The 24240-nt window shown below is 39.0% G+C and carries 26 protein-coding genes and 1 other RNA gene; 12 read left to right on the top strand and 15 right to left on the bottom strand.

The genetic code is table 11. The features are described from left to right. Position 1: 1 nt before the first annotated feature. The 3 genes from ACQFX9_RS01775 to ACQFX9_RS01765 form a co-directional block, all read right to left on the bottom strand. On the bottom strand, positions 2-724 hold the full coding sequence (locus ACQFX9_RS01775; protein WP_427160436.1) for a glycoside hydrolase family protein: 723 nt from the start codon (positions 722-724) through the stop codon (positions 2-4). 217 nt (positions 725-941) lie between these two features. Further along, positions 942-2459, bottom strand: a complete 1518-nt coding sequence (locus tag ACQFX9_RS01770; RefSeq protein ID WP_427160435.1) for a serine/threonine protein kinase — start codon at positions 2457-2459, stop codon at positions 942-944. 52 nt (positions 2460-2511) lie between these two features. Continuing rightward, on the bottom strand, positions 2512-4005 hold the full coding sequence (locus tag ACQFX9_RS01765) for a serine/threonine protein kinase (protein WP_427160434.1): 1494 nt from the start codon (positions 4003-4005) through the stop codon (positions 2512-2514). A 309-nt stretch (positions 4006-4314) separates the two neighbouring features. Here ACQFX9_RS01765 and ACQFX9_RS01760 point away from each other — a divergent pair, with 309 nt between their 5' ends. The 5 genes from ACQFX9_RS01760 to queF all read left to right on the top strand — a co-directional run bounded on the left by ACQFX9_RS01760 (position 4315) and on the right by queF (position 6185). Next, positions 4315-4581 (top strand): YciI family protein, encoded by a 267-nt coding sequence (locus tag ACQFX9_RS01760; protein ID WP_427160433.1) that lies wholly within the window; start codon positions 4315-4317, stop codon positions 4579-4581. 38 nt (positions 4582-4619) lie between these two features. Next, an RNA gene (gene ffs, locus ACQFX9_RS01755) (signal recognition particle sRNA small type) lies at positions 4620-4716 on the top strand. 27 nt (positions 4717-4743) lie between these two features. After that, positions 4744-5124: a phasin family protein gene (locus ACQFX9_RS01750; protein WP_427160432.1), complete on the top strand. Its 381-nt coding sequence runs from the start codon at positions 4744-4746 to the stop codon at positions 5122-5124. Positions 5125-5262: 138 nt separating this feature from the next. After that, positions 5263-5658 (top strand): hypothetical protein, encoded by a 396-nt coding sequence (locus ACQFX9_RS01745; RefSeq protein ID WP_236143143.1) that lies wholly within the window; start codon positions 5263-5265, stop codon positions 5656-5658. 116 nt (positions 5659-5774) lie between these two features. After that, the gene (gene queF, locus ACQFX9_RS01740; protein WP_427160431.1) at positions 5775-6185 is read left to right on the top strand and encodes a preQ(1) synthase; all 411 of its coding nucleotides are present in this window, start codon (positions 5775-5777) and stop codon (positions 6183-6185) included. A gap of 99 nt (positions 6186-6284) precedes the next feature. Here the strand turns inward: queF and ACQFX9_RS01735 are convergent, their stop codons facing one another. The 3 genes from ACQFX9_RS01735 to ACQFX9_RS01725 form a co-directional block, all read right to left on the bottom strand. Beyond that, positions 6285-7664: a cytochrome c biogenesis protein gene (locus ACQFX9_RS01735; protein WP_427160430.1), complete on the bottom strand. Its 1380-nt coding sequence runs from the start codon at positions 7662-7664 to the stop codon at positions 6285-6287. A gap of 244 nt (positions 7665-7908) precedes the next feature. After that, positions 7909-8649 (bottom strand): cytochrome c biogenesis protein CcdA, encoded by a 741-nt coding sequence (locus ACQFX9_RS01730; protein WP_427160429.1) that lies wholly within the window; start codon positions 8647-8649, stop codon positions 7909-7911. A gap of 100 nt (positions 8650-8749) precedes the next feature. Continuing rightward, positions 8750-10024, bottom strand: coding sequence for a GAF domain-containing sensor histidine kinase (locus tag ACQFX9_RS01725; protein ID WP_427160428.1), 1275 nt, complete (start codon positions 10022-10024; stop codon positions 8750-8752). A gap of 222 nt (positions 10025-10246) precedes the next feature. Between ACQFX9_RS01725 and ACQFX9_RS01720 the strand changes: the two genes are divergently transcribed. The 3 genes from ACQFX9_RS01720 to ACQFX9_RS01710 are packed head-to-tail and all read left to right on the top strand — an operon-like array spanning position 10247 to position 12211. Further along, positions 10247-10777, top strand: a complete 531-nt coding sequence (locus tag ACQFX9_RS01720; protein WP_427160427.1) for a DM13 domain-containing protein — start codon at positions 10247-10249, stop codon at positions 10775-10777. 42 nt (positions 10778-10819) lie between these two features. Further along, positions 10820-11617, top strand: a complete 798-nt coding sequence (locus ACQFX9_RS01715) for an SDR family NAD(P)-dependent oxidoreductase (RefSeq protein ID WP_236143138.1) — start codon at positions 10820-10822, stop codon at positions 11615-11617. 12 nt (positions 11618-11629) lie between these two features. Beyond that, positions 11630-12211 (top strand): NADPH-dependent FMN reductase, encoded by a 582-nt coding sequence (locus tag ACQFX9_RS01710; RefSeq protein ID WP_427160426.1) that lies wholly within the window; start codon positions 11630-11632, stop codon positions 12209-12211. 25 nt (positions 12212-12236) lie between these two features. On the opposite strand, the gene ACQFX9_RS01705 is transcribed toward ACQFX9_RS01710, so the two are convergent. Next, the gene (locus ACQFX9_RS01705; RefSeq protein WP_427160425.1) at positions 12237-12626 is read right to left on the bottom strand and encodes a hypothetical protein; all 390 of its coding nucleotides are present in this window, start codon (positions 12624-12626) and stop codon (positions 12237-12239) included. A 92-nt stretch (positions 12627-12718) separates the two neighbouring features. Here ACQFX9_RS01705 and msrB point away from each other — a divergent pair, with 92 nt between their 5' ends. Next, positions 12719-13213 carry a peptide-methionine (R)-S-oxide reductase MsrB gene (gene msrB, locus ACQFX9_RS01700; RefSeq protein WP_427160424.1) on the top strand — a complete coding sequence of 165 codons (495 nt, stop codon included), beginning with the start codon at positions 12719-12721 and terminating at the stop codon, positions 13211-13213. 135 nt (positions 13214-13348) lie between these two features. Here msrB and ACQFX9_RS01695 read toward each other — a convergent pair whose 3' ends face one another. The 6 genes from ACQFX9_RS01695 to ACQFX9_RS01670 all read right to left on the bottom strand — a co-directional run bounded on the left by ACQFX9_RS01695 (position 13349) and on the right by ACQFX9_RS01670 (position 18520). After that, on the bottom strand, positions 13349-14074 hold the full coding sequence (locus tag ACQFX9_RS01695; protein ID WP_427160423.1) for a CHRD domain-containing protein: 726 nt from the start codon (positions 14072-14074) through the stop codon (positions 13349-13351). 280 nt (positions 14075-14354) lie between these two features. Then, positions 14355-14717 (bottom strand): cupin domain-containing protein, encoded by a 363-nt coding sequence (locus tag ACQFX9_RS01690; RefSeq protein WP_427160422.1) that lies wholly within the window; start codon positions 14715-14717, stop codon positions 14355-14357. A 12-nt stretch (positions 14718-14729) separates the two neighbouring features. Next, complete coding sequence (locus ACQFX9_RS01685; RefSeq protein WP_427160421.1) at positions 14730-15152, bottom strand: hypothetical protein; 423 nt, start codon at positions 15150-15152, stop codon at positions 14730-14732. Positions 15153-15184: 32 nt separating this feature from the next. Continuing rightward, on the bottom strand, positions 15185-15664 hold the full coding sequence (locus ACQFX9_RS01680) for an ester cyclase (RefSeq protein WP_427160420.1): 480 nt from the start codon (positions 15662-15664) through the stop codon (positions 15185-15187). Positions 15665-15808: 144 nt separating this feature from the next. Beyond that, positions 15809-16468, bottom strand: coding sequence for a hypothetical protein (locus ACQFX9_RS01675; protein ID WP_427160419.1), 660 nt, complete (start codon positions 16466-16468; stop codon positions 15809-15811). Positions 16469-16855: 387 nt separating this feature from the next. Next, positions 16856-18520 (bottom strand): ArnT family glycosyltransferase, encoded by a 1665-nt coding sequence (locus tag ACQFX9_RS01670; protein WP_427160418.1) that lies wholly within the window; start codon positions 18518-18520, stop codon positions 16856-16858. A gap of 320 nt (positions 18521-18840) precedes the next feature. On the opposite strand from ACQFX9_RS01670, the gene ACQFX9_RS01665 reads away from it, so the two are divergent. Beyond that, positions 18841-20823 (top strand): amylo-alpha-1,6-glucosidase, encoded by a 1983-nt coding sequence (locus ACQFX9_RS01665; protein WP_427160417.1) that lies wholly within the window; start codon positions 18841-18843, stop codon positions 20821-20823. A 22-nt stretch (positions 20824-20845) separates the two neighbouring features. Here the strand turns inward: ACQFX9_RS01665 and ACQFX9_RS01660 are convergent, their stop codons facing one another. Next, on the bottom strand, positions 20846-21340 hold the full coding sequence (locus tag ACQFX9_RS01660) for a GNAT family N-acetyltransferase (RefSeq protein WP_427160416.1): 495 nt from the start codon (positions 21338-21340) through the stop codon (positions 20846-20848). A gap of 189 nt (positions 21341-21529) precedes the next feature. Beyond that, on the bottom strand, positions 21530-22021 hold the full coding sequence (locus tag ACQFX9_RS01655; protein ID WP_427160415.1) for a hypothetical protein: 492 nt from the start codon (positions 22019-22021) through the stop codon (positions 21530-21532). A 356-nt stretch (positions 22022-22377) separates the two neighbouring features. Between ACQFX9_RS01655 and ACQFX9_RS01650 the strand changes: the two genes are divergently transcribed. Both ACQFX9_RS01650 and ACQFX9_RS01645 read left to right on the top strand, forming a co-directional pair. Then, a complete protein-coding gene (locus ACQFX9_RS01650; protein WP_427160414.1) occupies positions 22378-23514 on the top strand; it encodes a sensor histidine kinase in 1137 nt (378 codons plus the stop codon). Further along, positions 23511-24185: a response regulator transcription factor gene (locus ACQFX9_RS01645; RefSeq protein ID WP_236144520.1), complete on the top strand. Its 675-nt coding sequence runs from the start codon at positions 23511-23513 to the stop codon at positions 24183-24185. The genes ACQFX9_RS01650 and ACQFX9_RS01645 overlap by 4 nt, the downstream gene beginning before the upstream one ends. The last annotated feature ends 55 nt before the right edge of the window (positions 24186-24240 follow it).

The raw sequence follows: 24240 nt of genomic DNA, 5'->3' as shown, positions 1-24240 counted from the left end.
TTCAAGCTATGTTATCTGACTGCAAAAACAGCTTTGCTTCTGCTAATCTGCGTCGCTTTAATCCTTCCTCTACTGGAGTGCCAGGATTAGTGTACAACACAAAAGCTGCTTCTATCTCATCCCAGACTTGATTTTTCAATACTCTGGTGATAGTCTCAAAATTTTTCGCCCCATAGAAATTAGCACCTAAATTATAGGCAAAACTTAATAATGCTCCTTGCTGTGCAGCAGTCAGATTATCCCATCCAGGGATTTTCTCTAAGGGTGGGAGATAATCACGTTCTAATTGCAAAATGAGTAATTCATCTGCTTCTTGCTGGGTAATTTTGTCCCCTAGTTTCCACTCACTACCATCTTTTTTACGAGTCGAACCCCAGCCGATAGTATATGGTTTACCTTTAGTGCGCGGGTCGGGATAGGCTTGTAGTTTACATCCTTCAAAATCTCTAATCAATGCGACACCAGGAAGTGGTAATTTACCATCATTCCCACCGTATAAATTTGCTTGAATCAACTGATTTAAAGCTGCTTGAGTGTTTAATCCTACTATCCCATCAGTTTCAAGACCTTGCTGTGCTTGGAATTTTTTCACAGCAATTTCTGTCTTGTCACCAAAAACCCCATCTATGCGGCCTGGGTCTAATTTAATTTGAGTTAATATTTCTTGCAGTTGTTTAACTTCTAACCCTTTTGACCCTTTCTTGAGATTCTCAGAGATAGTCATATGCTTTAAGTTAATTTTGATGATTAATTGGCTTATTTACTAATAAAATGCGATTTTTCGTCATCTGTAATCACTCTGTAATAAATTGTGATTAGCTATGACCGGACAAAAAAGCAAAATTTCACTGAAACAGCTATTTTGAAAATAGCGATCGCACAACTTTTTGTATAACAAATGTTGCAGAAACTATCGATAGTTTCCCCTGCAAGAAATCCGTTTAAACCCAAGTAATTGGTATATCTAGAAACTTACTAATTTCTTCTGCCAAAAAATAAATTTCTGATATAGTAAGTTGATAACTTAATCCATATCTTTGATTACCTATCACTATAAAGAGCATGGGGGGTAATTCCCGTTCTTGTATTTCTTTACCCCCTTCAGTATTTACTTCAACTTCCTCGTAACTTCTCTTTTGAAATATTATACTAGAAAGCCTTTGTACAGGCTTTTGGCAAACTGTATAAACTTCCTTACTTTTGGATTTTGATGTGTAAGTAAATGTTAAAGAAATTTTTTGTGCTGCAATATTTAAATTTAAATAATCAATGGATTTAATAGTTTCATTAATGGATAGTTGGTTATTCATGCCAGGGAATAAAGTATTAAAGAATCTATGATTTTCTGGGAAAATATCAAGCTTAATACGATTAATTAACTCGATAAACATTGATATTAATATCATCGGAATAATTATTGGAATAAGAGGTAAAACTATCAAAATAATATATATATATAAAGCAGGATTAGTTAGTATCGTGATAATTTTCGAGAGCCATGATTCATGATAGGTTTGTTTCACCTTATTAATAGATTTCATATAATCATTTTTGGCAGAATTACTCTGCTTGTAAGGAATAGTAATATTTAGAGAGTCATCTTTTTTTTCGATAATAATTCTACTGAGTGGTGGCTCATTAAATTCTATTTTACCCGATTCCAAAGCATTTAAAGATTCTGTAACGGAGCTAAAACGTTTTTTGAGACTGGGATGTGTCATTAATTTCAACCAATCTCTAAAACTAGAACTAACATGAGTAAATTGTTCAAACTGAATTTGTAAATTTTCTTGGGGTAAATCTGCGGGTTCTATACCTGTTATTAAATAGATGAGTGTTGTTCCTAAACTATAAATATCAGAAGCAGGAAAAACTTTACCGCCAAATTGTTCTGGTGGCATATAACCATAAGTTCCAACTATTGTAATAGTGCCATCTTGATAATTGGCAAGATGTAATGAGCCAAAGTCAACTAAATAAACATCACCAACACTATGAGACGAGCGATTAGATAATAAAACATTACTGGGTTTAATATCACGGTGAATTACACAAGGTTGGTGAGAATGAAGATAATCTAATATTAAAAGTAACTGTTTGGCTAGTTGCTTAACTTCTTTTTCACTAAATGTGCGCCCATTAATCAGATATGTTTGTAGAGATTGAGCGTCAATATAAGTTTGCACCAAAGCAAATCCGTTTAAATTAGGATTATTTATTGTAAAATATTCAATATATTGAGGAATAGATGGATGTGATAAAGATTGTAGAATTTTAACTTCTCTCTCAAATAATTTTAAGTCATCCCAATGGAAGTCATCATTAAATATTAGCAGTTTGACTACAACTAATTGGTGAGTTTGCAAATCTTTAGCTAAGAATGTATAACGGTTGATATTACATCCCAACTGTTTCTGAATCTGATATCGATTATGCAATACTTCAGTATAATTCAACATATCTTCACCACTAAGCCTGACAATTATTAAAAATTGAATTAATGAGAGATGCTTATTCTTCAGTTATGGGAATATCTAAGAAATTACTGATCTCTTGTGCTATCCAGTTACGTTCATCTAAACTCAGGGGCAAATCTAAATATGAATTCAAGTCATAATGATTGATTGTACCCTCCCAAATTACTAAATTTGGAGGTTTATCTGTGTTTTTATAGCTTTGATTCAACTTAGTGAGTTTATATTGTTGTGCTGTGGAAACTAGCTTCCAAATATAAGCTCTAGGAATAATTAGTATTGGTTTTGATAAACTCAAAGATGTATGACTAAATATTTGTTTATCAATAACTACATTTGTCTTATCTATTTTTAAATATACTTTTGCTAAAATTGTATGGCTCAAAAGATAAAGTATTAAACTAGATATTGATATACCACAGGCAATAAATAAATATTGAGGGATGAATTTTATTAAATCTAAAATAAAAATTAACTTATTTCGCGAAAAGAGACTTACAAAGATGAAGAAAAATATAAATCCATATACCATAATAAAAGGAAAAGAAACCTCAAATATAAATTTAAATATAGTAAATATAGATTTAAATATATTCTTACGCGGAAAAAATATATAAAGTTCTTCAGGTGTTATAATCAGTTTAATTTTGCTAAACTTAGGTTTGATAGCTACCTGTAAGTCTTGAGAATACTTTAAATTAAGGTCAGATAAATTTTCTAAATATTTTAGTGCTAGTGCAGCAGAATTAAAACGACGATTTAGACTAGCCTGAGTCATTAACTTTAACCAAAGCTTGAGTTCCGAGCTAATATTATTTATATTGCTGATTGGAAAGCTTAAATCATCATCTAGTAATTCAGCAGGATGCTTTTTTGTCAATAAATAAATTAAAGTTGCACCTAAACTATAAATATCAGAAGCTGGGCAGACTCTCCCTCCAAATTGCTCCGGTGGCATATATCCGTATGTACCAACAACTGTCCTTGTACTGTTGGATTGTATAGTTGTCTGTACAGAGCCAAAATCTACTACATATACATTACCGACACTGTTACCAGTACGATTAGCTAAGAGAATATTGCTAGGTTTAAGATCACGATGAATCACTGTTGGTTGGCGTGAATGTAAATAATCTAATATGGCTAATAAAGATTCTCCTAGCTGTTTAATATCTCGCTCATTAAAGTTTCGCCCGTTTTCTATATGTGCTTGCAGAGACTCGGCTAAGATATAAGTCTGCACTAAGGCAAATCCTTGGAGATTGGATATATCTAGTTCAAAATAATCAATATAATTAGGTATACCAGGATGAGACAGACTTTTGAGAGTTTCTGCTTCTCTGACAAATAACTTCAAGTCTTCCCACCGGAATTCCTGGTTAAATAAAAGGACTTTGATCACTACTAATTGTTCTGTCTGCAAATCTTTAGCAAGGTGTGTATATCTTCCTCGATTTTTTTGGAGTTGTTTGAGTAATAAGTAACGATTATTTAGTTGAATAGAATTGTTGTCACTGAGATTATCCAACATATTTCCGCTCCTCAACTTGATTTACTTTGATGAAATTAATTAATTTCATCACTTACCCAAAAATAACGTAACTTAGTCATTACGAGCGAGCGCGACGTAATCTCCCCCGACGCTGGGATTGCTTCCCTACACTTCGTTCCGATCGCAATGACATTATCGACGTTGCGTAAGTCCTAAATTTATTGCAGAGAATCTATCTATACGACTATCTAATTGCAACTGAGGTGAGTTAGCAGTTCGTTACAATTCGTAACTTAACACCGATAAACTACTAAAATAAGTTTTTTGTCGCAAGGGGTTTAGAACACAATGCCGTGGTTTGTGAAGATAGAAGAGGGTAAAGTTGAAAAAAATACCTTTGATCAATACGTACCAGCCCATAGAGCCTACGTCCAAGAGTTAATTGCTCAAGGACACAAAGCTAAAACCGGTTACTGGGCAAAGATGGGTGGCGGGATGTTACTGTTTGAAGCGGCTTCAATGGAGGAAGCCGAGAAAATTGTGGCGCGTGATCCCTTGATACACAACGGTTGTGTCAACTACAAACTATACGAGTGGAAAATCGTTGTCGAATAATACTCACTTACACAAAATTTGGTGTTATACTTTATTTAGACCTGGATCTATGCGGCTGCAACGCCTAAACCTTGTCAGGACCGGAAGGTAGCAGCAACACGGGATGCTTGTAGTAGGCGTAGTCTCCGGGTTCCCCTATTTTACTAGGAGCAATCAGCAGCAATGCCTGGCTTTGGAGATTTAGTTCAGAAAGCTTTTTACCTTGGTGTCGGGTTGGCTTCTTACGCTGGTGAGAAAGCTGGAGGAAAGTTATCTGAATTGCGATCGCAAGTACAAAAGCTGGCAGATGAAATGGTGGCAAAGGGCGAAATGACCACAGATGAAGCCCGCCGCTTTGTGGAAGAGATGATGAAACAAGCTCAACAACCACAAGCGCCTGCTGAGACTGCTGAAAAAACACCGCCTTCCGAACCTCGTCGCATCGAAATTATAGAGGAAGAAGAAGAACCAACGGTGAAAGAGGAATCAACTGATAACGTAGATCAATTACGCCGACAAGTGCTAGACCTGCAAGAAGAGTTAAAGAAATTGCAGAATGATTAGGGAGTAGCACTCGCAAAAGTTTAGTAGAATGTCACGCCCTTAAGAATTTATAATATACATTACCTGGGGTGAACTTAGAGTGCTTCAAGCCAAGCAGCCCTAAGCGTCCTGTCGGGAAGAATTAAGGGCGTAACATTTATGGAACAGTGGCAAAAAGATTTGATGGAAATTGTAGAAACGATGGCTGATGAAGTGGAGCGTTTCTTCCTGGGAATGACTGATATGGTAGATGCTTTTTTTGAGTTAACGGAAGAGATTTCTGAACAAGTCCAGACTTCTATTGTGACTGAAGTGGATCAGTATTTACAGGAGATTACTGAACCATTTTTAGAAGCTTATTGGGAACTGGAAGACTTGGTTGTTGATGCTGATCCTGGCTTTCCTTACTCAGTGGAAGCTACAGCAGAACAAAATCCTGCTTGTGTGGGTTGTCAGAATTATCATGGTCATGTGTATGGTGGGAACTTGTTAGTTTGTGGTATGCACCCCCACGGTTGGGATGATGGGAATTGTCCAGACTGGGAACAAGGATAAAGGCAAAAGGTAAAAGGGAGAAGGTGAAAGGTGAAGGACAAAGGTAAAAGGAAAAAAGGTTAAAATTAGAACTTGTACGGTTTTGCAATTGACTTGATATTTTTACCTTTTGACTTATGAGTAATTCCTCACCTGAAACTGTATCTGAGTCTAGCCAAGAAATGAAGTATGGTGAACGCATCATTGCGGAAGGACAGCTAATTACGTTTCCGAATCCGCGTGTGGGTAGACGTTACGATATTAATATTACTTTGCCGGAATTTACTTGTAAGTGTCCATTCTCCGGCTATCCTGATTTTGCCACTATTCATATTACCTACGTTCCTGATGAACGTGTGGCGGAGTTAAAGGCACTAAAACTTTATATTAACAGTTATCGCGATCGCTACATTTCTCACGAAGAATCTGCTAACCAAATTTTGGATGATTTCGTCGCTGCTTGTGACCCTCTAGAAGTGACGGTAAAAGCAGATTTTACTCCTCGCGGTAATGTTCACACTGTGGTGGAAGTAAGACATCAAAAGTAAGGTGTTAACCCACCGAATTTTAGATTTTGGATTTTGGATTTTGGATTGAATCTAAAATCCAAAATTGTTTAACTGTTAACAGTCACATACAACTAATATTTACTTGGTGACTGGAACTGCTTCAGAATTAGCACTCAAACTATCTAAAATTTCTAAAACTTCGCGTTCAAAGGCTACTTGAGCGCGATTAGTTTTACCACCAATATACAAGCGATCGCCTGTTTTTAATGCCCAAATTTGCGAGTGGGAAAAATAACTCATGACTGTACCCAACATCAGCACCGCAAACCCAACATAAACAATGGGAATACCTGGGTCAGCTTTAATTTGTAAACCTGTACTACCCACTACATCGGCAATTTTCAAGGTGATACCGTTGACTTGAGTGGACATCCCTGTGCGGACGGTATCAACTAATTTACCTTGAGCATCATAAATTAACACCATCCCTTGCAAATCTTTAGCTAATAGGGAAACCCCTTCACTCAAATCTGGCTTGGTAGGAATCCAAGTCCCCCAAATGCGTCCTTGACCTTTCGTATCTAATAACGCCATTGGTAGCTGAAAAACAGGACTTTTATTCAGCCGCACGCGCACAGAGGAAATACCCCAATCTGTTTGGTAAAAAGTAATGCCATGATAACGCAGGGGTTGATTGACAAATATCTTTTTGTGGTCAACTTCTTGTCCCTGATTATTTAAAACTGACATATCTGAATAAAATTGATCAATGCCACCTTTGGGTGTGTAATCAATCCAAAATCGATTTACCCGCACAGACCAATCTTTGGGAACTGGCGCAGCTAAAGGCCCTGCATCGATAATATTTTGAATTTGAAAAGTATCGCCGCTAGCAATCATTTCTTGGGCGATAAATCCTGTCATTGCTCCCCAAATTCCCCCTAAAAGAATCGTGACGATACCAATATGTACGATAATGGGGCCAATGCGTCCAACTATGCCTTTACGGGCGTAGAGAATACCATCTTTTTCTTGAAAAATTTTATAACGGCGATTTTGTAATAAGGGTGTTAAAGATTCCACAGAACCATTATCTAGTTCTGCACTTAAAGCGAGTTTTTGAAATTGTCGTGGTTCTTCGTAATATTTCCAGCGACGCGCGGCTTTTAAGGCTGGTAGCTGACGGGTAAAGGTACAAGCAGTTAAGCTAGTTCCAAATAGAACGAGTAAAGCTAGAAACCACCAAGTGCGATAAACATGATCTAAACCGACTACTTGAATTACCTTCCAAGTCAGAAAACCAAATAAAGCTGGGTGTTCTGGGTAATTAGCTTGGTAGAATGCTGGTGATTGACCTTGCTCGATAACTGTACCAGTGACGCTAAATAAAGCGATGATCAGTAAGAGTGCGATCGCTAATCTTAAATCTGTCAGTATCGGTAACAACTCTTTTCGCAAATATTTTCCTGGTACAGACCACCAAGGAGAGTTTGTAGGCGCGGAATTATCTATAGTCAAGTCGCTTCGCTCCAATTCAAAATTCAAAATTCAAAATTCAAAATTAAATACAATTAGTAGAGACGTTATGTGCAGCGTCTCTACGGTTCACCACTGATTATGAGCAGGTTTTGGTGGAGACTTGTAACTAGATTGAATTAATTCAAAATTATCCGTATTATTCCTCACAGAATTTTGAATTTTGCATTCAAAAAAGGTCATCGGGTGTAGGAGAAGTAGGTGTTTGCTGTTGTTTGCAAATGGTTTACAAACTACCGAAGGGGATGCGAGAAATGAGGGAAAATACGCCAAAACCAACTAAAAGCGCGCCGCTAACTGGATTAATCCAACCAGACCACCGACGTAATTCTAATAGCTTCTTAATAGACGCAGTGAACGTACCCGCCAAAATCAATGGTGCAACATACCCGGCTGTGTAGGAAATTAACAACACAGCACCCAAAACTAAGTCCTGGGTATTGGCTACCCAACCTAATAAACTAGCTAAAACAGGGGTACTGCAAGGGGAAGCAACTAAGCCAAAAGTTAACCCCGTTGCATAGGAACGTACCCCAGAGGGTAAATCTGGAGAAATCCAGTTGGTATCCCCAAAAGATGGTAGTTGCAGGGGTATGGCATCTAGTAAGTTTAACCCCATGAGAATGACAATAATACTAACAATAATCGGCAATCCCCAGCCTATTTGACCGTATACTTTGCCTAGTAAACCTGCTATGATACCAAGTCCGGCGAGGGTAGTTGCTAATCCCAGAGCGAACCATGTTGATTGTAGAGCTGCTTGCCATCGGCTTTTGGCTTCATAGCCGCCAATGTAGCCAATGGTAATTGGCAGCATGGAAAGCATACAAGGTGTGAGGCTAGTGAGTAACCCTGCTGTGAAAATTATGCCAATACTCAGCAAGTTCAAGTGTGTCAGTTGTTGAGAAACAAGAGTGTTGGCAAATTGTTCTAGTTGGTAAAGTTGGGTTTGCAGATTCTCCAGCATGGGATGTTAGTAGGCAAGAAATGCTTGTTCTGCTTGCATTGTAGCTTAATTTTGATTGTCTTTGGTAATTTGAAAACAGTGTATGAATGTTGATGAAGTCTCAGCATTTCTCAAAACACACGACTGGTAATTTGATAGTTACTCTAGTACCTGTAGTTTGGTCAGACTGAATAAATAATTCCCCGCTATGAGCATTAATGATACGTTTAGTGATGGCGAGTCCTAAGCCAGTACCTTGGGGTTTTGTAGAGAAGAATGGCTTGGTTAACTTTGGTAGTACCTCTGGCGGAATTGCTTCACCACCATTCCAAACATGAATATCAACCTGACTTTCGCAGGAGTTATTTACTTCCAATTTAATCTCACTTTCTGGGGTAACTGCCTCACAGGCGTTGCGAATAATATTAATTAGAACTTGTTTGAGTTTATCTTGATCTGCTAAAACTTTGACTGTAGATGATGCAGAGATAAATTGAATTTGTCGTGACTCTGCCTCTGGCATTTCACAAATAGACTGCAAAAATGCACTAATAAATTGATTAACATCTACTTCACATAGTTGTAAAACCTGGGGCTTGGCATATAGTAAAATTTCACTCAAAAGATTTTCTAACCGATGCCCTTCACTGAGTGCTAATGCTAATCGCTCTTGTGCTGCTTCACTTAAAAGGTGTTTTTTGGCATATTTCAATCCCATATTCATCGTTGTTAAGGGATTGCGAATTTCATGGACAATCATAGCAGCAAATTCACCAATAGCTGCTAGTCGTTCTTGTTCTACCAGTTTTTCTTGTGCTGATTTTAATTCTGCGGTACGAGCTTCAACTTCAGTTTCGAGAATCTGATTAAATCGACATTGTTGTTCATACAAATGATAATTATCAATAGCTGTAGCAGCACGTTCTGCAAACATTTCTGCTAGTTGAATTTCTTCTAGAGAAAATTCTCTTGGTTGTTGATGGAAACAGCAGATAGTGCCAATTACTTCTCCTGTGGCTATTCTTAAAGGTATTCCTAAATAAGCACAATAACCTTCAGGAGCTTTACCATATTCTGGATGTTTATTGGCATCTTCCACCGCTAAGGAATGACCGCTTTCTATGACAGTATTAGTCAGTGAACCATGTAATGAATAAAGGTGTTCACCTGCTCCCATATCTAGGCTACTAGCCAGTACCTTTTCAAAACCTTGCTGACATAGGGTAACTACTGACCAATCTAACTCCAGTAATTCACTGACTCCACAGGCAATATCATGTAGATAACTCGGTAATTTCCCGGTGCGATAGTTCAAGGAAGATAAAAGTGCGATCGCTCTTCGTTCCCTCTGCCACCTTTGACTGTGTAAGATTTTCTCATCAACGGCTTTGATCATAAGTGTTTATGAATGATTCTGCGAATATTTATTTATAAGCCAAATATTAAAGTTTAAATTTTGCTGAGAAAATCCTAAGAAATTTTTAGATAGAATATCACATTTTATCAAGGCATTTCCTTAGATATTCATAATTTTTAAACTAATTATTTCAGACATAATCAATCTTAAGTTGCAGGACAACTTGCAACTAATAATTATTGCAATCAGGGATTTTAAGTTATGAAATCGCAATATTTGCTGGGGTTGGGTCTGGTTTCTTTATTGATGGTTACTTGTGTGCAAAAAGCATCAAGTAAACAGTTAATGACAAACCTTGTTAGTGCAAATGCAAATACACCCATACTTTTGAGAAAAATGCAGAATGTTGATAATTTTGGTAAATCTGCCGCTAAAACTACCATCAAGTCTGGTTCATTTGTTTCTGGAGAACACACAACTCAAGGAAACGTCAACATTGTGACTCAAAATGGTCAAACATTTATTGAACTTGAGCAGTCATTTAAAACTTCTAGCTCCGGCCCAGATTTAGTAGTAGTTTTACACCGTTCTCCTAACGTTATTGGCTCCACTCGTCCCCCAGCTTATTCCCTAAAAAGAGGAGATTATCTTGTCATCGCTCCATTACGAAAATTTCGAGGTACGCAACGTTATTTCATCCCGCAAAACGTTAATTTAGCCGATTATCAATCTGTTGCCATTTGGTGTCGCAAATTTAATGCAACTTTTGGATCTGCCACTTTAAGAGGCTAAAAATTAACCAAAATATAACCAGCAATTAACCAAAATAAAAATATGAATTTAGCAGGTAAAGTTGCGCTAGTTACAGGTAGTAGCCAAGGAATTGGACAAGCAATTGTTTTACGTCTGGCTCAAGCTGGTGCAAATGTTGTGATTAACTACCGTTCTCATCCAGAAGGCGCAGAGGAAACTTTAGCTAAGGTAGAGGCGTTTGGTGGCAATTGTCACATGGCACAATGTCATCAATCTCATGGTTATACTCTCAAAGCTGACTTGGGTAGTGTGGAAGAAGTGCGTCAATTAATTACAGAAAGTATTGAGCATTTTGGCAAGTTGGATATTTTGGTAAATAATGCTGGTATTGAAAAACACGCGCCTTTTTGGGAAGTGACAGAAGCCGATTATGATGCAGTCATGAATGTGAATTTAAAAGGTGTGTTTTTTGCCACTCAAAGCTTTGTCCAACACTTAATTGCTACTCAACGTACAGGCAAAATTATTAATATTAGTTCTGTGCATGAAGAATTACCATTTCCCAATTTCACAGCCTATTGTGTAAGTAAAGGTGGGATGAAAATGCTAACTCGTAATTTAGCAGTGGAGTTGGGAGCATTGGGTATTACTATTAATAATGTTGCCCCAGGAGCTATAGAAACGCCGATTAATACTAAATTGTTAAATGATCCAGAAAAATTGGGAGCTTTACTACAAAATATCCCCCTGGGTCGTTTAGGAAAACCCCAAGATGTAGCTTCCTTAGTGGCTTTTCTAGCTTCTGCTGATGCTGATTACATTACAGGTAGTACATTTTTTGTAGATGGGGGACTACTTTGGAATTATCAAGAACAGTAGCTAGAAAAAATTATGCTAGATTCAAATTTATTTATTCCCGTGATCCTTGGTACTCCTCGTCAGGGTCGTCAAAGTGAATATGTGGCTAAATTTATTGTGGAGCAAATTGCCACACGCGATCGCCTCACCACTGAATTAATTGATATCAGAAATATAGCTATAGCTACCAATGATGCAGGCGAATCAATTAAAGATCCAGAATTTTCCGCCACTATGGAACGTGCAGATGGGTTAATCATTGTTGCGCCAGAGTATAATCACGGCTATCCAGGTTTGCTCAAACACGTACTTGATACCTGCCTCAAAGAATACATTCATAAAGCTGTCGGACTGTGCGGCGTTTCCGCAGGTGCTTTTGGGGGGACAAGAGTTATTCAAAATCTCTTACCTGTAATGCGTGAATTGGGGTTAGTTACTATTTTTTATGACCTCAACTTTAGCAACGTACAGACACTATTTGATGAATCTGGAAATCTGATTGATAAACCTACTTATATTCGCCGGATAACAAGATTTATGGACGAGTTAGTTTGGATGTCAACCGTTTTGAAATATGGAAGACAAGAACCTAGTTTGACTAAATCTTCTACCTAAACCTCAGCCACTAGAAATTCCACAATTAAAATATCTGCAAATTTTCCTGACGAAACAGTTTAAAGGCTCTAGCAGCTTCAGGAATTAGCTCAATATACCAATAGCCACTGAGTTCATCAGCGAACCAACTCACAATTGCTAATGCGGATTGTCCAAAGTCATGATTTTCCATGCCAAAAAACTCGCAAAATTTTGCGCCTAAATGACCAATTTGACCAGAAGCATCACCTTTGTATCCCGCAGCTTCCGATAATTCCCAAGTCCGTAATCGGCGATTATTTTTCATAAAGTAACAATGCTGATATAACTTCTCTAAAATAGCTTTGTGTCCTAGAGTTAAATCACAATAAATTGCCCGAAACGCTTCTAGATACTCCTCTTGTGAAGGAATATAGCGTTCATGATGTAGTGACAAAATATTACTCCTTTAGTTTTTAACTGGGTGATTCTTTAATAGCATTCACAACTGTAAATGTCGATATATTTACCTTAATTGACCCCGAAAATATGAAAAAACGCTATTTTTTACAAGCTGGTGCAGTCACAATAGCCACAGTTTGGTTATCACGTTACTTAACAGATAGATCACAAGTTATGGCACTCCCAAAAAATCAATTTGAGATTACAAAAAATGATGAAGAATGGCAAAAAATATTAACGCCGGAACAGTTTTATGTACTGCGAAAACATGGAACTGAACGCGCCGGTACTAGTCCCCTTGATAAACAATATGCCAAAGGTACTTATATCTGCGCTGCTTGTAATTTACCTTTGTTTGCATCTACAACTAAATTCAACAGTGGTACAGGCTGGCCTAGTTTTTACGCACCCATTGATGGCGCAATTGGTACATATATAGATAAGTCATTATTCATGACCAGAATAGAAGTGCATTGTCGTCGCTGTGGTGGACACTTGGGTCACGTATTCGATGATGGCCCCGCACCTACAGGTAAACGTTACTGCATGAATGGGGTAGCAATGAAATTTGTTGCTAGTTAAAGAAACATCTTTTATCGGTCAATAGGGGCGGATTTTGTGAGATATTTGCTCTTGAAAACAAATATTTTGGTTAAACCCGCCTTTCCAACAGCTCACAGTCAAAATTAAAAGATATGCAACTCCAGATACATGATTTTATGCACGATGGAGTTGTCCGCGAATATCTCCGTAAAAAGTTTGTCCTTTTGTATGTAAGTTAAAGTAAAGTTCGCCTTTTTGGAGAATGTATTCCATACCTGCAATTGTTTTCACCTTATCGGATGTACCTGGAACAATTGGACATCCCGCCGTAAATGCACCAACTATTCCATGTCCAGATTTACTGGTTTTTTCAATATGTGCATTGTTGATTTCTACTGAAAACACACCATCAGCAATATTTTCTTGAATATTACCAGCAAGAGCAAAATCAACTAAGATGGGGCCAAGTTGATCAGGTCTACCACAATGAATGTGAAACATGACAACATCTTGAGGATTGACATTTTCAACCTTGACATCTACGTAAGCTTTACTTAAGTCACTAGTGAAACGTACTACTCCATGACCGCGTGATTTGCGCTCATTTCTCAGCAAAGATGGTGCAGTAGACCGAAATTCTTTGGGAGTGATAGAGGGTGTGTCTTTCTCTTCACCTGGTTCTTGCTGAGGACTTAAAAAAGCCTCGTACACAAAACCAACTTTTTCGCGCCTATTCAGGTCAAAGTTAATAGATGTAGATGTAGGTTGAACTGCGATGTTTCCACTATTGGGGACGGAAGCTAAGGCGTTAGAGTTAATAGTTGTCTGGTTGATGTAAATAAACAGCCACAAAATCAAGGATAGACAGGTGATGAGGACAAAAGTATATCTTTTTTTCATAGTCGTTTGCTCTAGATAAAATACACCTGGATAAAACTTGTCCAATGTCAAGTTAAATTCCAAACAACTATTATATTTAAACTTTTTGATACAGCAATGCTAAATATTTTGTAACTAAGAAAAATATTGTTTGGTATCTTAATTTACACTAAATGCTCTTATCTTATAGTTATTTATCAAGTAATTTAGAAATAGCAATGGCAGACGATGTAATATTAAAAACTTTTAAAAGTATGTAATGACAATCTAGATTCTGATAAACGCGAAGTAGCAAAAATGACTAAATGCGATTAGGGAATGATATTTCTAGGACTACACAGCCGATATCAGTTTGGAATGGGCCATGAATCTCACCTGGTGGTCTGCTAGCGTAATGTCCGGTTTCTAACCACATATCAAAAGCTTGGTCATAAAGACGACCACTAACTACAAAAATCTCTTCAGGATAGGGATGACTTTTCGCACCAAAAGGAGTGGTATCAGCACCAGGAAAAAACCGAGTTAAACGGGTGTATTCGCCAGTTTCTTCATCTATGCTGAGAGTTAGTTCTTCCGCAATTGTTTCTAAGCCGGAAATTGGCTGCCATTTGTCTTGATTTTCTGCAATCAACGGATTCCAGTAAGTTTTGGTGGATTTTGCCATACTTGCTTGATTTTATGGTTTCTGATTTTCTTTTATTGTATGTGGCGTTTGCCACAACCAAAAAATGAAAGCAAAGGCAAAGAAGAGATCACCACAGCCAGCGAGTAAGAAGGTAAATGATAAATCACCTTGAAACCAGAAGATGAAAAATAAGATAGCGATCGCTATCTTACAAGCTGCGGCGACGGCAATGAAAAATTTCTCTGGTTTAGCTGTGATGGCTAGCCAAGCATAACCCGCACCTAAGATAAAAATCCAGGAAGCTATCACCCAATGAACGAAGATAGCATCTTTTGGAAGTTCCACCGTATTCGCCCCATAGTAAACTGGAGGGGCAAATCTAATTGCACCAAACAGATTAAAAATGGTGGTGAGGAATAAACAGTATCGAAACCATGTTGCTACAGGCTTTTGGTTCACTGGAGATGTAGTCATAAATGTTCTAATATTTTATGCAAACTGAGTTTTTATGCAGATTTCTGCAATAGTTTGGATGCTATTCCTTTGAAGATGTGTGGCAATAATTTGAGACCAGGCAAAAAAACAATCCCTAACTGCTGCATCAGTCCGAGTGCATCGCCTTGACCCCAATGCTCAACTATTTTCCCATTCTCCACTCGATCAATGTGCATGATCGATAAAATGATTTGCTTACCTGTTGGTGGGATTCCTTGAAATTCTCCGAGATGCGTGGCTGTAAATTTTCCGCAGGTTACAACTTTATCATGAGAAACAATGACCTGATCAAAAACGTGCTGACCTTGACTGAATGCTAAATAAAACGACATCCCAAATTGCTTAAACCCTTCCTTGTCTAAAGGTTCGGTTATACCTGCTAGATGAGCAATAAAATCATCCGCCAGAATATCCACGGCTTGTTCTATTTTGCGGTCATCAAAAGCTTTGTAGAACTGGAGTACGATAGCTTTGTTTTGTTCAGTCAGCATAGGGAATTGCGTTTTGAGCTAAATTGTAACGTGCCTGCTGTATCTGTATGAACAAGTTCCCTGTAGAAAATTGGTTGATGATTTTGCGATCGCCTATGCTGGGTTTTGTTGGTAGTAAGATGATTGTGCTGGGAAAATAGCCTTTTACTCTAACATATCCTGAAGATTTGGTATGTAACTCATTAGTTTAAAGCCAATGTTTGTAAACTTACCTTCTGCTTGTGCTTGGTTGTACTCCTCAAGTTTGTTGTTAGCAAGCTGTATTGTACTCACGGAAATGCCGGAATTTTCTGCAATTTGTAAAAACTCTTGTTGACTGTTCACGCCAATTTCCGTAATTAGCCACGCTAAAACATTATGGCGACTACTACCATCAAGCATATCAAGCAAACTAAACATCCGAGGAGCATCATTTAACCTCAGAAATGGACTAATTGATACAGTCGCACGTCCTGCAAATTGAGGGTATTGCTCAATTATGCGGAATAGTTCATTGACGATGAGTTGGCGTTGTGATTCTGTGACAGCTTCAGCTTTAACATTTTGAAAACCAACAGTAGCAGCTAATGCAAAATAAGGAACATTATCGTCTCTCAAACCTTGAAGCAAGTAGTCAATACGCTGGTCTTGGGGCATGAGAGTATAAATAAGTATGTTTGCAACTGCCTGTGGTGGAGACCAATCTGCAAGGATTTGTTGAATATGTGCAGAATCATCGCCATCTAGTTTACCAATCTCTTGAAGAACGCGGAGTGCATCGTCAAGATCCTCTGCCTTGAGAAATTTACTTAATTTAGGATTCATTAACCAATAACTTAATGTGAATACAACAAAAAACAAAAATACAGTTAAATGTTCTAACTGCGGCGGCTATTGTTCAGATATTGTACTATCGGAGTTGGTTGACTGTTTTGACGGCCACGAGTTGATGAGTTGCCTAGAGCGATTTTTCGATTTAACATTCTAGGCTAGAGTGTGGATGGAATGAGATTAACCGTCAAGTCGCTTTGCTCCAATTCAAAATTAAAAATTCAAAATTCAAAATTAAAGACAATTAGTAGCGGGTTCAAGCCCCCACTAATTGAAGACCGCTAAATTTTCAATTTAGCGGGGGCTTGAAACCCAGAATTAATTAATTCAAAATAATTTGCTTTCTTCATTTTGAATTTTGCATTTTGAATTCAAAAAAGGTCAAATTCCATAGGAACGGGGGTAGGGCTTTAAAAGTGTCTTAGCCTGATAGACATAAATCATATTGATTACCACCCCGCCACGCTTGATTGGTATTGTTTCAATCTCAGTTAGGCTACTAAAGTAAGTTCGATAACTAGCCATCAAATCTTTTCTATTCTTAAAGGACGCAGTAGTAATGTAAAGGGCGTTTTCCCCTACCCATTGCTCCGCCTTTGACCAAAAAGCAAACCCACGCATATCGTTGCCAATGTCAAAGCAAGTAATCGGGACGTTCGCTAAAGGTAAGAGGGACATTGCAATTGGGCCACCTAAATAATAGCGATTGGTAAATATAAAGCTAGAGTTCTTTAGGGCAGCACTTAAGACCGGAGAAACAACAAAGCCACGCCGTAGTTGTTGAATATCAATTAGTTCTGTAGAAGGGTCATCCTTGGGAGACAAGAACCCTCCCATGAAAGCGTATTGACTGGGCTTTTGAAGTATTCCTGTTGTCACTTGCAGTAGAGCAATCAGTAAAATGCTGGCTACCATAATTCCCGAACCTACAAGCCATCGCCGCACCCAACGTCGCCCGTGTTGCTCCCAGATGACTGCTTGTTGCCCTAACAACAAAGTTGCTGCCCAAAATCCCGGCATCGGCCACGCTGGCAAAATTTGCCGATATCCTCCTATAAGAGTAAACCCTAAAATTAAGGGCAAGGATACCCATAAATTCAATAATTTAGTCGCATCTAAATCTCCCTTAGAGATTAGTGATTTGTGAAAAACATGAATTATTCTTAACACCGCAAGTCGTAAACTCACCCACCATAGTGGCAATCCTATGGTGGGGAACAGGTACGCTACCCCGCCTAAATAGACACCAGCTACACTCAGCAGATTGTACCCACCCCTTGGCATTGCTCGCTCTGATTGAAAACGAAATGACACCCAATCATGCTGCATATTCCAAAACCAAATGGGGGAGATAGTGATCACAAATAAGCCTAACCCTAGCCATGCCCAAGGCGAACGCACAACACAGCGATGAGGTGGACTCGTTAAACAAAAACCAATTAGCCCCAGTCCTAAAACAAACCCGTGATATTTGCTATTGCAGGCTAATCCCACCAGGATACCAAGATAACTCAAGCGATAACTAGGCACATATAAATTAGATGCGCCGAACTTATTCTTCAACAGGCTATGCTTTTGATTTCCAGGATGCCGCCAAAATTCATTGACTGCACAATATAAACTGGCTGACCAAAAAAACATCAGTGGACTATCAGGCAGGCTTAGTATGCCAAAGCCAATTTGAAAAACTGGACTGATGGTGGCAATAGCCAATGTCAAGCAAGCTGCTTTAGCAGAGAATAGTCTATTGCTAGTTAAATACAAGAACACCAAACTGCCTGTATATAAAATCAGTGTCCCCAGGCGAATCGTGAATTGGGATACATCTCCAGTTAACCACGGGCCAAAACCAGTTGTCAGAGCTACAAAAGCTGGATGGTCAAAATAGCTCCAGTCTAGATGCAGACTGTAGAGGTAGTAATAAGCCTCATCAAAGGTAGGGTACAGCCAGAAAGCAATGAAGGAGCGAAACAGCAATCCCCCAACCAGCAACATTACCACTAACTGATTAGTTTTTTGAGCCGACCATTTCTGGAATTTTTGCATTTACTCGAATTTTTATTCTTGATAGACAACCCAACTCATCAACTCCAGCTAGATAAAAACCTAGATAAAAACCTAGATGAAAAGCCTAAATTAAAAGCCTAAATTAAAAGCGCACAGTACGGCAAATTTTTGCGTAGTTTTTTGACTCAAAAACTCATTGAATCAACATTAGCTTCTACTTATCGCGATGGATTGAGACTAGCGATCGCCTCATTTACTAACTATAAATAATTCTCATTAAGTCTTAATTCCACACTCAGCACACAATAGAGCTAATCATCGATAATCCATATATAACTCGGCAGCAAGAGTATTGATTTATGTGTATGGAATTTGGGCGCGAAATCTGCGGTAATCTGGAAACGGCTGAATCGAGGGAATGGTTAGTTACCAATGGAATTGGTGGTTACGCTTCGGGTACGGTAGCAGGTTTACTGACTCGCCGCTATCACGGTTTATTGGTAGCAGCTTTGCAACCGCCTTTAGGTCGTACTTTACTCCTGGCAAAACTAGATGAGATTGTTACATATAATAGTTGCTTTTATCCCCTCAATACTAATCGCTGGAGTAATGGGATAGTCAGTCCCCACGGATACCGACATATTGAGCGTTTTGCTTTGGAAGGTACAGTCCCTGTGTGGCGGTTTGCGGTGGCTGATGCTGTGTTAGAAAAACGGGTATGGATGCAACAAGGTGCTAATACAACCTACGTTCAATATACTTTATCTCGCGCTACCCAACCGCTTCAACTCACACTCAAAGCAATGGTTAACTACCGTGATTATCATGGCGATACCCAAAGTAACGGTTGGCAAATGTCTCTAGAAACGGTAGAAAAGGGGATTTGTATCACTGCTTATCCCAGTGCTACACCTTTCTATCTACTCAGTGACTCTGGGAATGTATCCCTGGTTCACAATTGGTATTATGGCTTTGATTTGGCTGTGGAGCGTTATCGGGGACTGAGTGACAAAGAAGACCATCTCCACGCCGCTACTTTAGAAATTATACTTAATCCTGGGGAATCATTTACTTTTGTCGCCAGTACAGAAAAACAACCCAACTTGCAAGGTGAAACTGCGCTGAAGTTGCGTCACACTCATGAACAAAAGTTAATCGCAATTGCTAAAGCCCATCAACCCCTCGACAGTCAAGAATTACCACCCTGGATTGAGCAGTTAATTTTAGCTGCTGACCAGTTTATCGTAGACCGTCCACTCCCAGAAGAACCCAATGGTAAAACTATCATTGCTGGTTATCACTGGTTTAGCGATTGGGGAAGGGACACCATGATTAGTCTACCAGGGTTAACAATTTCCACAGGTCGAATAGAAATCGCACGCTCAATTCTCCGCACCTTTGCTAAGTACGTCAATCAGGGGATGTTACCTAATCGCTTTCCCGATGCGGGGGAAGAACCGGAATACAATACAGTGGATGCTACGTTATGGTACTTTGAAGCAGTCCGCGCTTATTACAGTGCTACCAAAGATGATCATTTACTGGCGGAACTGTTTGGGGTGTTAGCTGAGATCATTAATTGGCATTGTCGCGGTACACGCTACAACATCCATTTAGACCCCGCCGATGGGTTACTGTATGCTGGGGTTGCAGGTGTGCAGTTAACTTGGATGGATGCGAAGGTAGGAGACTGGGTTGTTACACCCCGTATTGGTAAGCCCATTGAAGTTAATGCCCTTTGGTATAATGCGTTACGCACAATGGCAAACTTTGCCCGTCAGCTTGGTAAGCCGCATCAAGAATATCAAGCAATGGCGGATAGAGTTTTAGCGAGATTTTCGCGGTTTTGGCATGATGGATTGGGTTATTGTTACGACGTAATTGATAGTCCTGATGGTGATGATTTATCGTTGCGTCCCAATCAGATTTTTGCGGTGTCATTACCGGAAAGTCCCCTCACACCTGCTCAACAAAAGTCTGTGGTAGATATTTGTGGGCGAATCTTGTTAACTTCCCACGGATTGCGATCGCTCTCTCCTGACCATCCCCAATATCAAGGAAAATACGGTGGCAACCAGTATCAGCGTGACGGGTCTTATCATCAAGGTACTGTTTGGGGTTGGTTAATAGGTGCGTTTGTGCAAGCACACCTGCGCGTTTATAACAATCCTCAGCAAGCGCGTCAATTCTTAGAACCAATGGCAAATCATCTCACTGCACATGGTGTTGGCAGTCTCAGCGAAATTTTTGATGGTGATCCGCCCATGAATCCCAGAGGATGTATTGCTCAAGCTTGGACTGTGGCGGAAGTTTTGCGTACTTGGTTAGCAACTTCAGGCTAAATTTCATTCAAAATGACCGAATTTAGCGTAATGGTGCAGTTAGCAACCAACACAACCCAGATTCAACATCAGGATATTGGTGAATGCGCTGAAAGCCGGCTTTCTCGTAAGCACGTAAAGCAATTTCATTGTTGATAGACGCACATATACTAGCTACAGGTGCGGTAGTAGTAGCTGCAAGTAAAGATAAGAGCGATCGCAATGCTGCTGTACCAATACCTTGACCAATTAGCGATCGCTCACCAATAAAGATATCAATGTCTATAGAACTGGAAACTCCACTTAAACCGATTTCCTCAAGTTGACTAGCAGACCACAATTCCCAACGCAAGTAACCAACAGGCTGATTATCGAAAATTATCATAGCTTGTTGCGTCGTGGGTAGAACTTGAATGGCTTCTTGAAAGTTTCCCTCTGGATTACCCCACCACTCCAGTACGTGTGGTCTGTATAACCATTGCCGCAGAAGTTCGGCGTGTATGGCTGGGTCAAATGGTGCTAGGTTAATTTTACTCATCACCAAACCTCAAATTGATATTTGATTATTTAAATTATTAACCTTCCTAAATCAGTCGTGAGAAAACAGAACCCCGACTTCTCCAGGAAATCGGGGTTATGAACATCTAAAACCTGTCAAAATCAATCGGGTGGAATAGTAGGAAGATACAAATTACAACTTATGGATATCCACCTATTTAGCAAGACTCTAGCTCTTATCAGGGATATCAACTCTAGCTGTACCGACGGGGATTTCTCCCTCTAATCCAGTCCTCTTGGCAGTGACACCATATAATAAAATCCTGCCACTAGAAGTTCTAGCTTGCACACCTGTAAATTGCACTTCCAAAGAATTTCCAGAAGTTATGGGTTGATCAAAGGTAATTGATAAACGTTCATTTGTTAGTTCCGTTTTAGCTGCAATATCTCTGCCGGATTTATCTCTAATTTTTACTTCCTGAAAGCGTTCCATTTGACTGGGTAAAGCAATCATGATGTCTTCTAAAGACATTCCTACTACTGCCACTCTAATAAAATGAGTGTTATTTCTCACTCCAGAGTTAGTAATATGAGGAACATTAACTGGCAAGGCAATCTGTTGAGGTTTGGGTGTAGCTTCATAATTTATTGGCATAGCCATTGCAGGAGAACTTGCAGCTAATAAAAGCATCGACAAGCCACTGTAAATTAAGTTCTTCATGATGTAATATTCCCTGTTTTTGTGTTATGACGTTAATACAAATCCTGAACTGATAATGAATAGATTGCTGTATAAATATGAGTTCACGCTGATTGATAAATTAAGGGATTGTGAGATTTTACTGTTAATAAACTGATAAATTTAATTGCATCCAGAAAGACAAAACCCTTAATAGACAAGGTTTTAAAGATTTCTCATCAAAAGCTATAAGTCCATTCAGGGAAAACTCATTTTTCTTTTCCACACCTATATTAAATTAGAAATACATAAATTAAGTTTTGTTGATTTTTCTAAAAATCTATTTATGAGGACTAAGTTATTTGGTTGAAATCATACCCAACAGGAGATATCTGGCTATGAGTGTTCTAGAGGACTTATATAAAAGACTAGCTAAACTGACATCATTGATAGTCAACCCTGCTTCCTTACATTTCCGCTTAACGGTGGGAGTCGTAATGATCTTTGCATTGGGAATGAGTAGTTTTGTGATGTGGATCAGTTGGGAAATTCAACAATTCCTCGTCACTACCAGTCAACAGCCAGAAATATCCCATCACTGCACTAGGCTGTTAGCGGTTTTTCATAGCCTGGGGATGGTTAATTTTTTAGCGATCGCTACAACAACACTGTTTGCTATGGTGTTGATTAGAAAATTACTGTCACCCTTGCAACAAATCAACCAGTGGATGGGTAATGCGACTGTTTCGGAACTCAATGTGTATCAACTCAATTTCTATCAGACACCCAGTGAAGTGAAAACCCTGGTGCTGGCTTGTAAACAACTGTTAACGCAGATTCAAGAACTCAAACGACAACAGCAGCAGTTTACCAAAGACTTAGCCCACGAGTTACGCACACCCTTAAGTATGGTGTACGCATATCTGCAAAGAACCCAACAACGCAGTCAAACCTTAACAGAAACCCAAAAGGAAGCCCTCGAAATGGCTGTGTTAGAAGCCGAACGGATGACGCAAATTTTGCAAAACTTATTAGATATGATGCGGGCTAGTAATAGTATGATGCCCTTACAACCAGAATCATTACTACTAAATGATTTAGTCGTAGATATAGCCCAAATGACGCAAAAATTTGAGCATCGAGACATTCATCTAGAACTTGTTCCCTTTCCGGTGAGAGTCACAGCAGATCGCAATCAACTGATGCAAGTGTTAAATCATTTAATTGATAATGCGGTGAAATATTCTCAAGCTAGTGAGTTAATTACCATCAAACTCACTCAACATTCGGGATGGGCGATTATTCAAATCAGTGACAAAGGGGAAGGTATTCCTGTTGCAGAACAGTCGCGAATTTTTGCACCTTTTTACCGCGTTGATCCTTCCCGCACTCGCGCAACTGGGGGGATGGGTTTGGGTTTATCTATAGTTAAAGGCTTAGTAGAAAACATGAATGGTATGGTTGCAGTGCAGTCAGAACCAGGAAAAGGTAGCACTTTTACTTTAAAATTACCCACCATAGGAGCAAAAAGATGATGGCACATATTCTGCTGGTAGAAGATGAAGTTAAACTGGCGCGATTTGTCGAATTAGAACTGAGTAGTGAAGGCTACAAAGTGAGTGTCGCCCATGATGGTATTTCTGGTTTGACCTTAGCACGGGAGTCATCACCAGATTTAGTAGTCTTAGATTGGATGTTACCAGGACTCACCGGATTAGAACTGTGTCGTCGTTTGCGTACCACTGGCAGCAAAATTCCGGTAATATTGTTGACAGCCAAAGATGAAGTGAGCGATCGCGTGGCAGGATTAGATGCAGGAGCAGATGATTATGTCGTCAAACCATTTAGTATTGAAGAACTCTTAGCCAGAATTCGCGCCCACCTGCGTCGCACCCAAGAAACAGATAATGATTTATTGCAGTTTGAAGACTTAAGTTTAAATCGTCGCACCCGTGAAGTATTTCGCGGTAAACGGTTAATTGAGCTAACAGCCAAAGAGTTTGATTTATTAGAATATCTGCTTTCCCATCCCCGACAAGTATTTACAAGAGACCAAATTTTAGAAAAAGTTTGGGGTTATGACTTCATGGGTGATTCTAATATTATTGAAGTTTATATTCGTTATTTGCGGCTGAAGTTAGAAGAAAATAACGAGAAACGTTTAGTGCATACAGTCCGTGGTGTAGGTTATGCGCTGCGGGAGTAATCTGGAAAATCTAAATTTTAAATAAAAAAGATTAAGGAACAACAAGGCATAAAAA

Origin of the sequence: Aliinostoc sp. HNIBRCY26 (assembly GCF_050235535.1) — a bacterium.
Classification (GTDB): domain Bacteria; phylum Cyanobacteriota; class Cyanobacteriia; order Cyanobacteriales; family Nostocaceae; genus Trichormus.
Note: the sequence above shows the minus strand (reverse complement) of the source record. Positions and strands in the feature narration are given on the sequence as shown.

Coding starts and splice junctions, on each gene's coding strand:
- ACQFX9_RS01775 (WP_427160436.1), bottom strand. CDS start 724: ATGACTATCTCTGAGAATCTCAAGAAAGGGTCAAAAGGGTTAGAAGTT.
- ACQFX9_RS01770 (WP_427160435.1), bottom strand. CDS start 2,459: ATGTTGAATTATACTGAAGTATTGCATAATCGATATCAGATTCAGAAA.
- ACQFX9_RS01765 (WP_427160434.1), bottom strand. CDS start 4,005: ATGTTGGATAATCTCAGTGACAACAATTCTATTCAACTAAATAATCGT.
- ACQFX9_RS01760 (WP_427160433.1), top strand. CDS start 4,315: ATGCCGTGGTTTGTGAAGATAGAAGAGGGTAAAGTTGAAAAAAATACC.
- ACQFX9_RS01750 (WP_427160432.1), top strand. CDS start 4,744: ATGCCTGGCTTTGGAGATTTAGTTCAGAAAGCTTTTTACCTTGGTGTC.
- ACQFX9_RS01745 (WP_236143143.1), top strand. CDS start 5,263: ATGGAACAGTGGCAAAAAGATTTGATGGAAATTGTAGAAACGATGGCT.
- queF (WP_427160431.1), top strand. CDS start 5,775: ATGAGTAATTCCTCACCTGAAACTGTATCTGAGTCTAGCCAAGAAATG.
- ACQFX9_RS01730 (WP_427160429.1), bottom strand. CDS start 8,649: ATGCTGGAGAATCTGCAAACCCAACTTTACCAACTAGAACAATTTGCC.
- ACQFX9_RS01725 (WP_427160428.1), bottom strand. CDS start 10,024: ATGATCAAAGCCGTTGATGAGAAAATCTTACACAGTCAAAGGTGGCAG.
- ACQFX9_RS01720 (WP_427160427.1), top strand. CDS start 10,247: ATGAAATCGCAATATTTGCTGGGGTTGGGTCTGGTTTCTTTATTGATG.
- ACQFX9_RS01715 (WP_236143138.1), top strand. CDS start 10,820: ATGAATTTAGCAGGTAAAGTTGCGCTAGTTACAGGTAGTAGCCAAGGA.
- ACQFX9_RS01710 (WP_427160426.1), top strand. CDS start 11,630: ATGCTAGATTCAAATTTATTTATTCCCGTGATCCTTGGTACTCCTCGT.
- msrB (WP_427160424.1), top strand. CDS start 12,719: ATGAAAAAACGCTATTTTTTACAAGCTGGTGCAGTCACAATAGCCACA.
- ACQFX9_RS01695 (WP_427160423.1), bottom strand. CDS start 14,074: ATGAAAAAAAGATATACTTTTGTCCTCATCACCTGTCTATCCTTGATT.
- ACQFX9_RS01690 (WP_427160422.1), bottom strand. CDS start 14,717: ATGGCAAAATCCACCAAAACTTACTGGAATCCGTTGATTGCAGAAAAT.
- ACQFX9_RS01685 (WP_427160421.1), bottom strand. CDS start 15,152: ATGACTACATCTCCAGTGAACCAAAAGCCTGTAGCAACATGGTTTCGA.
- ACQFX9_RS01680 (WP_427160420.1), bottom strand. CDS start 15,664: ATGCTGACTGAACAAAACAAAGCTATCGTACTCCAGTTCTACAAAGCT.
- ACQFX9_RS01675 (WP_427160419.1), bottom strand. CDS start 16,468: ATGAATCCTAAATTAAGTAAATTTCTCAAGGCAGAGGATCTTGACGAT.
- ACQFX9_RS01670 (WP_427160418.1), bottom strand. CDS start 18,520: ATGCAAAAATTCCAGAAATGGTCGGCTCAAAAAACTAATCAGTTAGTG.
- ACQFX9_RS01665 (WP_427160417.1), top strand. CDS start 18,841: ATGTGTATGGAATTTGGGCGCGAAATCTGCGGTAATCTGGAAACGGCT.
- ACQFX9_RS01660 (WP_427160416.1), bottom strand. CDS start 21,340: ATGAGTAAAATTAACCTAGCACCATTTGACCCAGCCATACACGCCGAA.
- ACQFX9_RS01655 (WP_427160415.1), bottom strand. CDS start 22,021: ATGAAGAACTTAATTTACAGTGGCTTGTCGATGCTTTTATTAGCTGCA.
- ACQFX9_RS01650 (WP_427160414.1), top strand. CDS start 22,378: ATGAGTGTTCTAGAGGACTTATATAAAAGACTAGCTAAACTGACATCA.
- ACQFX9_RS01645 (WP_236144520.1), top strand. CDS start 23,511: ATGATGGCACATATTCTGCTGGTAGAAGATGAAGTTAAACTGGCGCGA.